This is a genomic window from Bacillus sp. 37MA, assembly GCF_000372765.1.
Classification (GTDB): domain Bacteria; phylum Bacillota; class Bacilli; order Bacillales; family Domibacillaceae; genus Domibacillus; species Domibacillus aminovorans.
The window spans coordinates 466,859-480,878 of record NZ_KB889752.1 but is presented as its reverse complement, the minus strand read 5'-3'; the positions used below and the strand labels follow the sequence as shown (position 1 = coordinate 480,878).

Genomic DNA, 14,020 nt, shown 5'->3' with positions numbered 1-14,020 from the left:
CACCTATTTCTATATTATTTTTTGTGTACTCGCTTGAACACGTTCAACAACTTCTTCTGCTGTTGACAACGTAATGGCTTCAGCTGCCAAAGCTTCCATGTCTGATTTCGACAAATGCTTCAATTGCGCACGTGCTTTTAAAATAGATGTTGCACTCATCGAGAATTCATCAAGACCTAGACCTAAAAGAAGCGGTATGGCTAATTCATCTCCAGCCATTTCGCCGCACATACCCGCCCATTTTCCTTCTTTATGAGCCGCTTCAATCACCATTTTTACGAGACGCAAAATGGAAGGATTGTATGGCTGATACAAATAGGATACACGCTCGTTCATACGGTCAGCAGCCATCGTATATTGAATCAAGTCATTTGTGCCAATACTGAAGAAATCGACTTCTTTCGCAAATAAATCGGCAATAACAGCTGTTGATGGAATTTCAACCATAATCCCAAGCTCAATGTTTTCAGAAACGGCAGTACCTTCTGATTCAAGCTTTGCGCGTTCTTCAAGTAGTACGGCTTTCGCTTCACGGAATTCATTCACTGTTGCAATCATCGGAAACATAATTTTCAAATTGCCATGTACACTTGCCCTAAGCAATGCACGCAGCTGCGTACGGAAAATATCCTGTTCTTCAAGGCAAAGACGAATCGCCCGGAAGCCTAGAAATGGATTCATTTCATGCGGTAAATTCAAATATGGAAGTTCTTTGTCGCCGCCGATGTCAAGCGTACGAACGACAACTGGCTTGCCTTCCATTCCTTCAAGAACTGCTTTGTATGCTGTAAATTGCTCTTCTTCTGTTGGCAAAGAGTCACGGCCCATATACAAAAATTCTGTCCGGTAGAGACCGATTCCTTCACCGCCATTTGCTTTGACACCTTTTAAATCTTCAGGTGTACCGATGTTCGCGGCCAATTCTACATGATGACCATCAGCTGTCACCGTTTGTTCGTTTACAAGCTTTGCCCATTCTAAACGCTGCTGCTGATACGCTTCACTGCGCTTTTTATACTCTGAAGCCACTTCTTCTGTCGGATTAATATGCACTTCACCTTGAAGCCCATCAATAATGATTAAATCACCATTTTGAATATCAGAAGTCGCATTTTTCGTCCCAACCACCGCTGGAATTTCAAGTGAACGCGCCATAATGGCCGAGTGAGAAGTACGACCGCCAATATCTGTTGTAAATCCTTTCACGAATTCACGGTTTAACTGTGCCGTCATCGATGGCGTTAAGTCTTCAGCGACAACAACCACTTCTTCTGCAATAAGTGCCGGTGCCGGAAGTTCAACACCGAGAAGTGCCGCTAAAATGCGTTTCGTTACGTCTTTAATGTCTGCAGCACGCTCTTTCATGTATTCATTTTCCATCGCTTCAAACATACCAATAAACATATTCGCCGTTTCTTCAAGGGCAAATTCTGCATTGACAGAATCACTTTTAATTTTTTCTTCAATAGGCCCTGTCAATTCCGGATCGTTTAATACAAGCAAATGCGCTTCAAAAATAGCCGCCTTATCATCTCCAAGATCGCGGCGCGCTTTCTCTTTAATAACTTCAAGTTCTGTTTCTGATTTTTTTAACGCAGCACGGAAACGTTTTACTTCAGCTGCTGTATCAGATTCTGTCCGCTTTTCAACTGTGAGATCCGGTTCCAATAAACGATACGCTTTCGCAAAAGCAATACCGTCAGAAGCTGCAATCCCCTTTAATAGGCCCACCATCAGTTTGCAAGACCTTCGCTTTTCAATAGCGTTTCAATGGATTCAAGCGCCGCTGTTTCATCACTACCATCTACAGAAATCACAATTTCCGCGCCTTTACCGATTCCAAGAGACATAACACCCATAATGGATTTCAAGTTCACCGTTTTCCCTTTATACTGAAGATTGATATCGCTTGAAAATTTGCTTGCTGTTTGTACGAGAAGCGTTGCAGGACGTGCATGAATGCCTGTATCCGCTATTACAGTATATGATTTTTTAGACATTAGTCAGTCTCTCCTTTATCATTATTCTTCATTGAGGATAGCATGAATCTTTCCCCCACTCAATTATTGCGTTTTCTCTTATTGCTCTTCCTGTTAACATCTTCTAAAATAGACAATTATAAAGGAGGTATTTATCCATGTATTATAAAAGACAGGAAGCGTTTCGATATTCTTTTTCAGAAACCATTCCCACCATTTGCGAAGTGTATGTACATAAGGGCGGCGTAAAAGAAAAAGTACAGTCATTTCAATCATACATTCTGGATTTAAGCCCTAATGGAATGAAAGTCGCTTCAAAAACAGATATTGAATTACGCGATGAATACATTCTCACCTGTTCTTTCCAACTGTCCGAAACTCTTATTCATTTTACCGGAAAAATGATTCGAAAGCGATATGCAGGTACTTCATTTGAATATGGCATTCAAAGCGATGGCCATGAAGAACTGAAAAAACAAATTATTGCTTCTTTAAAAACATATTCAAAAGAACAATTGAAAAAACGGCGGACGTAAGAATGTTAAATCATCCTTTTTACCATACCGCCATTGATAATGATATTTTCCACCGTTATCAATGTATTAGCCATATCGGCAAGATTTAAATAATTTCGTATTCGGTTCGGACATGATTTTCCGTATCGAGCATCTATTCACAATAGCGGATCCCGAATACACATGTCTGATTGCTTTACGCGAACAGACAAAGACCTTTGCAGCACTATCGGTTACCATTTTGTCCCGGCATTTCTTTTTTATGTCCCGGATGGACATAAAAAAGAGACTTCTCCACTGTTAATGAGAACATCCACTTGTTCACGCTAATGACCGTTTTTTTAGTAAACAAAGGCGGTTACTTCTCTAACTTCGAGGTATCTCTGTATATTCATAGTCTATATGTCCGCCATGTTGGGCAATTCCTCGGAATTGCTTGAAATCCGGCTGTTTTATTAATTCAGAACGGAACGTTAAAAAGTCTTCCTTTTGAATGCGTATGCGTTTTAATTTTCCATTTCTAAGGAACGTTATATCATTTTCAATTTCATCAATCGTCAAGCACCCACCCCCTCATCAAAATAGTCAAAAAATTGTAATAACACAGTGTAAATCTCTTTACTATTTTCAAAAAATAAGGCAAACTTTACTTTAATACCTTATCTACTGATTATAGAAGATTACGTGAGAATATGGTATCGTCAATTGTCGAAAAGGAGCGTATTAGGATGACTAAAGCAGAAGTCGGCAACATTATTGAATTTAAAGACGGTCTTCGCGGGATCGTCGAAAAAGTAAATGAAAACTCTGTAATCGTTGATTTAACAATCATGGAAAATTTCGATGACCTAGAAGTGGAAGAAAAAACAGTCGTCAATCATAAAAATTATATCATTCTCCATGCATGAAAAAAAGAGCGGATTGCTATTCCGCTCTTTTTTTATTTATCATCGATTAAAATGGTCGTTTCACTTTATGCTGATACAATGACGATGCTGTCTTCCTGCAGTACAGCTTTTAATTTTGTTGTTTCCGGATGATCATAAATAAAATCAGCGATGCCGTCTTCAATTTGTTCTTGAATGACACGGCGAAGGGGTCTTGCACCGAATTGAGGGCTATATCCGAGCTCTACTGTTTTCTCTTTCACTTCATCCGTTACATCGATTGTCATATTTTGTTCATGAAGCATACCGTTTACTTCATCAATCATTAATTCTACGATTTTCTTCAAATCATCTTTTTCAAGTGCCTGAAACTCAATGATCGAATCAAATCGGTTTAAAAATTCAGGTTTAAAGTAGTCTGAGAGAGATTCAAGAACAGAAGCTGCACTCTCGGTCTGCACTTTTTCAAATCCGACTGTTACGTTCTTCTTGCCCACTCCTGCGTTACTCGTCATAATAATGACGGACTCTTTAAAACTCACCGTGCGTCCTTGGCTGTCTGTTAAACGTCCATCTTCCATAATTTGCAGGAATATGTGCTGTACATCAGGATGTGCTTTTTCAATTTCATCCAATAAAATAATGCTGTACGGATTACGGCGTACCTTTTCTGTCAGCTGCCCTGCTTCTTCAAAACCGACATAACCTGGGGGTGAGCCTATCAATTTTGATACACTATGCTTCTCCATAAATTCACTCATATCAAGACGAATGAGCGATTCTTTGGAGCCGAAAAGTTCTTCAGCCAATGTTTTCGTCAACTCTGTTTTCCCGACACCTGTTGGACCAACAAATAAAAAGGAACCAATTGGACGGCTTTTTGCTTTTAGCCCCGCCCGGCTGCGTCGAACAGCTTTTGCCACTTTTTTCACAGCTTCATCCTGTCCAATAACTTTTCCAGCAAGATTTTCTTCAATGTGCTTCATCTTCTGTTGTTCATCCTGCTGGAATTTCCCAACTGGAATACCTGTTTTACGCTCAATTAACGACTGAATCTGTTCCGCCGTTACGCTCAGTGCCGCATGTGCTGATTCCCCTTGTGCAAGCTTTGCTTCAAGCACGGCTTCTTCATCACGAAGTGTCGCTGCTTCTTCATATGCTTCTTTTTGCAGTGCAGCGTCTTTTCTTTTGGCAAGCGCCGTCAATTGCTCTTGAATCGTTTGGTTATCCGTTTCATCAATCGTCAAATTCAGTTTTGATCCTGCTTCATCGAGCAGATCAATTGCTTTGTCTGGTAAAAAGCGGTCCTGAATATAGCGATGTGAAAGAGAAGCACATGCATGAATGGCTTCATCCGTATAAGTAACACGATGGAAATCTTCATAGTACTTTTGAAGTCCTTTTAAAATCTGAACTGTTTCTTCTACATTCGGTTCTGTCACCTGTACCGGCTGAAAACGCCTTTCAAGCGCCGCATCCTTTTCAATTCGGCGGTATTCTTTCAATGTAGTTGCACCAATTATTTGCAGCTCACCCCGCGCTAATGCTGGTTTCAAAATATTCCCGGCGTCCATAAAACCTTCTACTGATCCTGCGCCGACGATTTGATGAATTTCATCAATGAACAGCAACACATTTTTACGTTGCTGCAATTCTGCAATCAACTGCTTCATTCGCTCTTCAAACTGACCACGGATACCTGTTCCAGCAATGAGCGAAGCAACATCAAGCACATATACTTCTTTCGATTGCAGTTTCACTGGTACACGTCCTTCTGCAATAAGAATCGCCAATCCTTCTGCAATGGCTGTTTTCCCGACACCCGGTTCACCGATTAATACAGGATTATTTTTATTTCGTCTATTTAAAATTTCAATGACACGCGCCACTTCTTTATCACGTCCAATAAGTGGATCAATGAGGCCCGCTCTTGCCATTTCTGAAAGATTGCGACCGAATTCGTCCAGCAACCCTCCTCCTCCATGACCCGCTGGCGGCGTTTGCGGCTGATTCATCTGCTGTTTTGGCACATTTCCATTGTTCATAAATTCATCAAATGGAAAACCGAATGATTGAAAATTCATATTCATTCCTCCAATAGCCTTTTTTTCTTCTTTATAACAACTATTGCATAAATAGTATTGATTTGATTGCCCATTGACACGGACAATCATTTGCACATTTACTTCGTTTTGCTGACACTTTTGGCATTTCATCCCTGTCATCCCCTTTTGTTTGACTTTGACTATCTTTGATTAATTATTAGTATACTTTGACCTTCTTTGACTTTCAAGCTTTTTGCTCAAAAAAAAAGCGTCCTAAATCGGACACTTTAGCCAAGTGGTAAAAAAACAATGAGTAATAAATCAAAAATAAGATGAGATATAATGAGCATTGGAATGCTTTTTTTCCATATGTATAGCCCTCCCCAGAAAAGACCTGCACAAAAGGCTGCTATCACCCAGATCCACTGACCTGAATAAAGAAAGACAGATCCAAATAAAGCTGATGCAATAAAAGCTGATGCCCACTCATTCATATAATAACTTAATCGTTTTTGAACAAACCCGCGCCAAAACAGCTCTTCTCCTGGGATGAAAATGAGGACGAGAACGATGTAATGCCAGACAAACTGAGGAGTAAATTGTGCATAAATCGCTGACACATGCGTCGATACAGACAATGGTAGCACACTCATCACCCAAAACCCTACCGCAAATAACGCATAAAGAATAGCACCTGATAATAGTCCGTACATCATAAAGCTGTTTGTTTTTTGTTGATCGTCAATCGGTTCACTAATAATCGAAATGCTCATAAAAAATAAATTAGCAGCTGTATAAATATACCAGAATATGTCTTGATCTGAAAACGTTACAAATAATAGTACATGTGCAGCCGCAATACTAGCAATAAGTCGCCAGTCTTTCACAAAGCCGATTCGCATCTAGAGCCCCCTTTCGTTACTGCCGCCGTCATTTTACCATACCAAATCAGAATGTACCAAATAGATTACGACAAATCTTTCACTGACAGCCCAAGCTTTCGTAATATTTTTGTAGCAGAATCTACTTCTTCTTCCGATAGAACGCTGATCAAGTCATGAATATTTTGTTCATGCTCCGGAAAGACACCCTCAATTAATTCGATGCCATCCTGCGTAATCGCTGCATGAGTAATGCGACGATCTTCCGGACAGGCCACTCGTCTAAGCAGCTGTTTTTTTTCTAATTTATCCACAACATACGTAATGCTTCCGCTTGCGAGCAATATTTTCCCGCCAATTTGCTGAAGCGGCTGTGGTCCTTTATGGTATAACAGTTCCAATACGGCAAACTCTGTCGGATTAAGTCCGGTTTGCTGTATATAACGATTCACCTGTTCGTTTACTACTTTATAAGCTCGTGAAAGCACGATAAATAACTTTAATGATTTTTTACTGTCTTCCATTTATAATCCCTGCCTGTCTATTCATCTTTTTGATCACTCATTAACGAGCAATAAGACCCATTAAATGAAGTTTCACTTTACTATACGTTACACATTTTTCACCTATTTTAAAAGGGGTTAAAGCTTAATTTTATGTTTTTACAAGAATTGATCAAATTTCTGCTATACTGTCGTGTATAATAACGTCATATATCTATCCTATCATACAGGTGATTATTACTTATGAAAAAACGTGATTATTATTTTGATAATGTCCGGTTTGTACTCATTTTCTTTGTTGTTTTCGGTCATTTGCTCCGGCCTTATATTTATGAAAGCCCACTTATTTACGCATTGTATATGAGCATTTATTTATTTCATATGCCCGCTTTTATTTTTGTGTCTGGATATTTTGCGAAAGGAATTATGCGCCCAGGCTATATAAAAAAAGTTACCCGCAAACTACTCATTCCACTACTTATTTTTCATGTTATTTATTCGGCCTTTTACTTCTGGATTGAGCACGAAGAAACGTTATCCATCAGTCTGCTTATTCCAGAATGGTCGCTCTGGTTTTTACTAAGCTTATTTTTCTGGAATATATTGTTGCGGATTACGGTAAAGTGGGTGAAACCCGCTCTCGCCATCGTACTTGCTATAGGGCTGGGGCTTTTAATTGGTATGGTTCCCGAATCACTTCATGTGCTCAGCATCGGCCGCACATTTGTCTTTTTTCCATTCTTTTTAATTGGTTATTATACAAAAAGAGAATGGTTTGCGCCACTTTTTGCGACACCTGCACGGATTGTTCTTCTTTTGATAGCAGCCATCTTGTTTTTATTTTTTTATAAAAACACAAGTATTCAAATTGAGTGGCTGTTTGGCTCGGGATCATATGACGACCTTGGAGCAAATTCTTTGTCCGGTGTTGCATGGCGTTCTCTTGTTTATGTCCTCAATGTGATCATGATTGCGTTTATTTTATCTATTGTGACACATAAGTCGTTTTTCTTTACAACATGGGGGCAAAATACACTTTATGTATACTTACTGCATGGATTTTTCATCCAAACGTCAAGACATTTGAATACACTTGAACGGCCGCCTTCCCTATTTGTTTTATTTTTAACAGCAGCGGCACTGACACTTCTTTTGTCATCACCGCTCGCTGCTGCTTTGTTCCGGCCATTTCTCGAACAAAAGCGGCCTGGCTTTTTAACTAAAAAAGGAGATTGAAAAACTTGAACATTACCGTATGTACATTAAATGCAAAATACATCCATACGAACCTCGCCATCCGTTATTTAAAATCGTATTGTGAAGATGCCTATAACATTCATATCGCGGAATATACGATTAAAGACCCCGCAATGAATATCGTGACGGATTTATACAGCAAAAAACCTGATGTAATCGGCTTCAGCTGCTACATCTGGAACATTGAAGAGACGATTCGTGTGGCGAGCATGATTAAAAAAGTATTGCCTGACTGTACCATTATATTCGGTGGTCCTGAAGTCACGTATGACGTGCCGTATTGGCTTGATCGTTTAACTGATGTCGATTTTATCGCCATCGGTGAAGGCGAAGAAACATTCCGGACCCTTTTAGACGAACTTTCAGGCAGCCGTGATTTTTCGAAAGTTGCTGGAATCGGTTATAAAAAGGACGGAAAGCATCATATCCAACCGCAAACGAATAAAATTGATTTGCGCAAGCTCCCGTCTCCGTTTCATTTTGAAGAGGATCTTCCGTTTCTTTCTAAACGAATTACATACATCGAAACGAGCCGTGGCTGTCCGTTCCGCTGTCAATTTTGTCTCTCTTCCATCGAAACGGGCGTCCGGTATTTTGACCGTGATAAAGTGAAAGAAGATATTCGCTTTTTGATGAAAAATGGGGCCAAGACGATTAAATTTGTGGACCGTACCTTTAATATTAGCCGCAGCTATGCGATGGAAATGTTTCAATTTTTAATTGATGAACATGTGCCAGGTACTGTTTTTCAATTTGAAATTACCGGTGATATTATGCGTCCAGAAGTCATCAATTTTTTAAATGAGCATGCACCTGCCGGACTTTTCCGTTTTGAAATTGGCGTCCAGTCAACAAATGATGATGTCAATGAACTCGTCATGCGGAAACAAAACTGGGAAAAACTTGTCCGTACGGTTACGATGGTCAAAGATGGCGGGAAAATCGACCAGCATCTCGATTTAATTGCTGGACTGCCCGAAGAAAATTATGATTCATTCCGTAACACATTTAACGATGTATTTGCGCTTCGTCCCGAAGAAATGCAGCTTGGCTTTTTGAAACTGCTGCGCGGAACGGGTCTACGTTTAAGTGCAAATCAATACGGCTATGAATACATGGATCAGTCGCCTTATGAAATGCTGTCGAACCGAGTATTGCCGTTTGATGATGTTATTCGTATTAAACAGACAGAAGATGTGTTGGAAAAATATTGGAACGATCATCGAACCGATGAAACAATTGAATTTATTATGGATCACTTAGTCAAGACACCGTTCGACTTTTTCCAAGGCTTTGGTGCGCACTGGGAAATGCAAGGCTGGGGAAGAATTGGCCATCAGCTGGAAGATTTATTTAATCGTCTCTCTTCTTTTTTACAGGCCGCCTATCCGGAAAAAGCAGCACAAGTTGAAAGTATAATGAAATATGATTATTTGAACAACCAACGCTATAAGCCGCGGAAGCCGTGGTGGGATGACCGTCTTGATAAAGCGGCTCGCTCGACTGTATATCGTTCGATTATTGAACAGCCTTCCATCGCCGGAATCGAATTTGAAGCACTCCGCCTTCCTGAAAAAGATTTGTATAAACATACTATGATTGAGCCAGTAACAATGATGAAACAAGATCGACAATGGGTTGAAATGGCTGGCTATATGGTTGCCTGGTTTGATCCTTCTGGCAGCGGATCCAGACTGTTTTTCTTAAAAGAAGCAGATTTGCCCCTTTCGCAACAGCAAGCATGAAGAACAAAAAAGCAGTGAACCCGAATTGGATTCACTGCTTTTTCATTATATATTTGTTTCTTCAATACCCTTTTGCGGGCCTTTACTGCGGGCGACTAAGTAACCACCCACCGCGAGAACGATTAAGACAACCCAAAAGACCGTTTTCCACGGTGTTGATTCCGGGAAATGCTCATCGAGTACGGCAAGTGAAGGATGCGAGAGTGTAAAGACGGCAAGCTTTACTCCTACCCAGCCAACAATCAAAAACGCTGTTGTTTCAAGTGTCGGATATTTTTGCAGCAACTGGACAAACCATGTTGCTGCAAAACGCATAATGACAACACCAATGAAACCACCAGCAAACATAACAAGGAATTGACCTGAATCAATACCGCCAATGTGCCCCCATCCTGTTTCAGGAAGTGTAACAGCGAGTGCAACCGCTGCAAGCATTGAGTCAATGGCAAAAGCGATGTCCGCAACTTCAACTTTCAAGACCGTCATCCAGAAAGAAGAACCTTTGCTTTCTTTTTCGATTCCATGACCTTCAATACCTTCATCTTCGCCTTTTTCTTTCCACTTTTTATACAAGTGGTTAAAACAGATGAAGAACAAGTAAAGTGCACCAATGGCCTGTACTTGCCACACTTTGACGAGAAATGAAATGAGGAACAAGGCACCAAGACGGAACACCAATGCCCCCAATAATCCGTAAAACAATGCTTTTTTCTGTTGTACTTTCGGTAAATGCTTCACCATCACGGCCATAACGATCGCATTATCAGCAGCTAAAATCCCCTCAAGAACAATGAGGACACCGAGTACCCAGGCGTATTCAAGTAATAATACTGTATCCATTTTCCCTCTCCTTCTGGTAATCACGTACCCATTTAAACTGAAACAAGAACGTGCATCAAAGAACACAAAAAGCGAGACCTTTGCCTTTTATTAGGCAAAGGTCTCGCTGAGCATGTCTCGTCTTCATGCCAACAAAGCCGGTGAAATACTATCCACGAATTGACGACTTTGTTTTAGGTTTACACCTAACGCTACTCCCCTTCGACTTGCGTCAAAAGAAAATTCAATTTTTATACTCTTTTATTATAACGAATTATCATTTGTTTGTAAACCATTTTTTTTGCGCGTATCGCGGTCAAAAAAGCTGTATACAACAGGAATGACGAAGAGGGTCAAAAATGTACTTGAAAAAAGGCCTCCTATCACGACAACACTCATCGGTTGATTGATTTCGGTTCCATCACCGATACCCGAAGCAAGAGGGATTAAACCTAAAATCGCAGTCAAAGCTGTCATTAAAATCGGTCGTACCCGATCTTTCACGGACTGCACAATGGCCTCTGAACCGACGTAACCAGAACGTTTTCTTAGCAAGATGGAATCAACCATAAGAATCGCATTTGTTACTACAATACCAATCAGAATCAATATACCGATGATTGCCGGTATACTGATCGGTAAATTCGTGACAATGAGTGATAGCGTAACACCTATAATCGCGAGCGGTACTGTAAACATAATGACAAATGGGTATATAAAAGATTCATACTGAGCTGCCATGACAATATAAACGAGCACAATTGCCAGTACCATGGCAAGGATCATATCTCCCTTTGAATTTTCAAGAAGTTCCTGTTCTCCACTGTAGGATATTTCTGTTTCATCAGACAAGTTAAGTTCGGCTATTTCTTTATCCACTTGAGATGAAATATCACCAAGATTCGAATCAGCGGAATAATTGAGCGTAAATTGAACAGCATCTTGACCGCTAATGCGCCGAACGTTGACAGGACCATCTTGTATTTCAACATCGGCAATATCTTCAAGTTTTATGAAATTGCCGGCTGGTGTCTTTACAAGCATAGCACGAAGACCATCAACATTTTCCGTTACGTCTTCATCATACTTCACATATACCCTTTTTACTTCCGATGTATTTTCATCCAAGAGCTGTGTCGAAAAAACACCACGCATTGCATCCGTTATGATTTTCGCTACTTGAGCAGGAGCCATCCCGGCTTTTAATGCTGCTTCACGGTTAACAGTCATTTGAATTTCTTGCACTGTTTCATCAAGATTGGTCGACACTGCTGTGACATTGTCAATTGTTGCTGCCGACTTCTCAATATCCCGAACAGCTTCGTCAAGACGCTGTTTATTTGCGTCCCGTACACTAAACGTGAGAGTCTGTGGTGCCGTTCCAGAAGCGGATTGAAGGTTGAAGTCTACTTCTGCTGTTCCATTGACATTCTGGGCAGCTGCTTCCGTTCTTTCCTTGACATCATCAACGAATTCAAAAATAGTACGGTCGCGTTCCTCCTTCATTTTCACATACATTTCCGCAGTATTGGATTCACCGGTGCCACGAAACGAATCTTCCTGCGTTGATCCAATTAAACTGACGTATACTTTTACATCTTTTTCATCTGCCAAAACATCTTCAACCGCCTGTACAACGCGGTTTGTCTCTTTAAATGGTGTTCCGTTCTTCGTTTCTATTCGAACACTGACAAATCCTTCATCTGTTGGCGGCAAAAATTGTGTACCTACTTTAGTCAAACCGAATATACCTACAGCAAGCAGAACAAGCGCAATAGATAATACTTTCAACCTATTCCGAAGTGACCATCTAACCGCTTTTTCAAATATCCGGAGACTACGTGAATTTTGACGTTTCAATTCTATATCAGACGGTACAGCTTCCAGCCAGCGACTCGCCATCATCGGAATAACCGTTAGTGCCACGACGAGCGATGCAACCATGCTGAATCCGATGGTCAACGCGAACTCTTTAAAAATTTGCCCGAGGATACCGGAAATAAAGATCACTGGCAAAAAGACGACAACGGTCGTAAGTGTCGAAGCAATAATGGCGGCACTGACTTCTTTCGTCCCATCGTATGAAGCTTGCTTCGGTTTTTTCCCCATCGATAAATGCCGGTAAATATTTTCAATAACAACAATGGCATTATCAACAAGCATGCCGATTCCGAGTGCAAGTGCCCCGAGTGTCATAATATTCAAATCGAACCCGGCAAAAAACATAAGCACGAATGTCATCACGACGGAATATGGAATCGCTACCCCGATGATCAGTGTGCTTTTTATATTTTTTAAAAAGAGAAAAAGAACAGCCATCGCAAGCGCGCCGCCAACAACAAGAGAATTTCCGATATTGCCGATTGCAAGGCGTATATAATCTCCCTGGTCAAATAAAATATCCGCTTTCACGCCTTCGTATTGATCTTTTGACAATGCCTCATTCATTTTTTCTTGAAACTGCTCTGAAACATTCGCTGTATTGGCATCTGATTCCTGCAAAATACTAAGCAGGACTGCCGGATTTTCATTTGCCCGAGTGATTGTATTTTCATTAAGCGGTTTCATTTCAATAGACGCAACTTCTTTTATACTTACCTCATCTCCGGTGAGCGGATTGACAGTAATCATTAAGTCACCGATGTCTTCTAGTGAAGTAAGCTGACTTGAAACACGGGTAGTGAGCGTTTTCCCTTCCGATTCAACCGTACTCCCCGGCATCGATATATTATTTGCCTGAATTAACTGCACAACATCTGACTGGCCAATTCCGTATTCTGTTAATTTTCCCTCATTAAGCTCAACAACCACCTCATCAGCTGTGATGCCGGTCACGCTAATGTTTGCTATCCCATCAACAGATGAGAGATCTTTCTGGAGCTGTTCAGAAAGCTGCTCTATATCGACCTTTTCCTCTTCTGCCTGTAGTGACAGCTGAATAATCGGAAACTGTGACGGATCAAATTTCAAAAACTGCGGCTCACCGGCGCCTGTCGGCATTGGCGTCTGGCCGATTCGCTGCAGGACATCGTTTTGAACATCATCAATGTTTGTGCTCCATGAAAATTCAAGCAAAATAAAGTTGGAGCCTTCCTGTGATGTCGATGTAATCGTATCAATTCCTGGAAGCGTCGATAAACTGGCTTCGAGCGGCTTCGTGACTTTCTCCGACACTTCTTCCGGTCCTGCTCCGTCATATGTTGTCACGACAACCGCAATGGGCGGGTTCAAATCTGGAATGAGTTTCAATGGAATACGCATCAATGACACGATGCCTAGAATGATCACTAAAAACATTAAAACCGTCGTAAAAACCGGCCGATCAATGGAGAATTTACTGATTTTCAATCTTTTTCCCCCTCTGCGGTTTGCACTGCTGTCTTTTAACT

Annotated in this window: 12 protein-coding genes; 4 read left to right on the top strand and 8 right to left on the bottom strand. The window is 40.8% G+C overall.

The genetic code is table 11. The features are described 5' to 3' along the window. Positions 1 to 9: 9 nt before the first annotated feature. Both ptsP and A3M5_RS0102570 read right to left on the bottom strand, forming a co-directional pair. On the bottom strand, positions 10 to 1,734 hold the full coding sequence (gene ptsP, locus A3M5_RS0102575; protein WP_018392190.1) for a phosphoenolpyruvate--protein phosphotransferase: 1,725 nt from the start codon (positions 1,732 to 1,734) through the stop codon (positions 10 to 12). After that, a complete protein-coding gene (locus A3M5_RS0102570; protein WP_018392189.1) occupies positions 1,734 to 2,000 on the bottom strand; it encodes a phosphocarrier protein HPr in 267 nt (88 codons plus the stop codon). Before A3M5_RS0102570 ends, ptsP begins: the two co-directional genes overlap by 1 nt. Positions 2,001 to 2,137: 137 nt before the next feature. Here A3M5_RS0102570 and A3M5_RS0102565 point away from each other — a divergent pair, with 137 nt between their 5' ends. Beyond that, positions 2,138 to 2,515, top strand: a complete 378-nt coding sequence (locus A3M5_RS0102565; RefSeq protein ID WP_018392188.1) for a PilZ domain-containing protein — start codon at positions 2,138 to 2,140, stop codon at positions 2,513 to 2,515. A gap of 345 nt (positions 2,516 to 2,860) precedes the next feature. On the opposite strand, the gene ykzS is transcribed toward A3M5_RS0102565, so the two are convergent. Continuing rightward, positions 2,861 to 3,055 carry a protein YkzS gene (ykzS, locus tag A3M5_RS0102560; RefSeq protein ID WP_018392187.1) on the bottom strand — a complete coding sequence of 65 codons (195 nt, stop codon included), beginning with the start codon at positions 3,053 to 3,055 and terminating at the stop codon, positions 2,861 to 2,863. 131 nt (positions 3,056 to 3,186) lie between these two features. Here ykzS and A3M5_RS0102555 point away from each other — a divergent pair, with 131 nt between their 5' ends. Further along, positions 3,187 to 3,402: a YkvS family protein gene (locus A3M5_RS0102555; RefSeq protein WP_094777147.1), complete on the top strand. Its 216-nt coding sequence runs from the start codon at positions 3,187 to 3,189 to the stop codon at positions 3,400 to 3,402. Positions 3,403 to 3,467: 65 nt separating this feature from the next. Here A3M5_RS0102555 and A3M5_RS0102550 read toward each other — a convergent pair whose 3' ends face one another. The 3 genes from A3M5_RS0102550 to A3M5_RS0102540 all read right to left on the bottom strand — a co-directional run bounded on the left by A3M5_RS0102550 (position 3,468) and on the right by A3M5_RS0102540 (position 6,831). Continuing rightward, positions 3,468 to 5,597 (bottom strand): ATP-dependent Clp protease ATP-binding subunit, encoded by a 2,130-nt coding sequence (locus A3M5_RS0102550; protein WP_018392185.1) that lies wholly within the window; start codon positions 5,595 to 5,597, stop codon positions 3,468 to 3,470. 116 nt (positions 5,598 to 5,713) lie between these two features. Continuing rightward, on the bottom strand, positions 5,714 to 6,328 hold the full coding sequence (locus A3M5_RS0102545; protein ID WP_018392184.1) for a CPBP family intramembrane glutamic endopeptidase: 615 nt from the start codon (positions 6,326 to 6,328) through the stop codon (positions 5,714 to 5,716). 65 nt (positions 6,329 to 6,393) lie between these two features. Then, the gene (locus A3M5_RS0102540; RefSeq protein ID WP_018392183.1) at positions 6,394 to 6,831 is read right to left on the bottom strand and encodes a MarR family winged helix-turn-helix transcriptional regulator; all 438 of its coding nucleotides are present in this window, start codon (positions 6,829 to 6,831) and stop codon (positions 6,394 to 6,396) included. 222 nt (positions 6,832 to 7,053) lie between these two features. Here A3M5_RS0102540 and A3M5_RS0102535 point away from each other — a divergent pair, with 222 nt between their 5' ends. After that, positions 7,054 to 8,046, top strand: coding sequence for an acyltransferase family protein (locus A3M5_RS0102535; protein ID WP_018392182.1), 993 nt, complete (start codon positions 7,054 to 7,056; stop codon positions 8,044 to 8,046). Positions 8,047 to 8,051: 5 nt separating this feature from the next. Further along, on the top strand, positions 8,052 to 9,812 hold the full coding sequence (locus tag A3M5_RS0102530; RefSeq protein WP_018392181.1) for a B12-binding domain-containing radical SAM protein: 1,761 nt from the start codon (positions 8,052 to 8,054) through the stop codon (positions 9,810 to 9,812). A 45-nt stretch (positions 9,813 to 9,857) separates the two neighbouring features. Here the strand turns inward: A3M5_RS0102530 and A3M5_RS22100 are convergent, their stop codons facing one another. Together A3M5_RS22100 and A3M5_RS0102520 are read right to left on the bottom strand one after the other, a co-directional pair. Continuing rightward, positions 9,858 to 10,652, bottom strand: coding sequence for a TerC family protein (locus A3M5_RS22100; protein WP_018392180.1), 795 nt, complete (start codon positions 10,650 to 10,652; stop codon positions 9,858 to 9,860). A 243-nt stretch (positions 10,653 to 10,895) separates the two neighbouring features. Further along, positions 10,896 to 13,979 (bottom strand): efflux RND transporter permease subunit, encoded by a 3,084-nt coding sequence (locus A3M5_RS0102520; protein WP_018392179.1) that lies wholly within the window; start codon positions 13,977 to 13,979, stop codon positions 10,896 to 10,898. Positions 13,980 to 14,020: the final 41 nt, after the last annotated feature.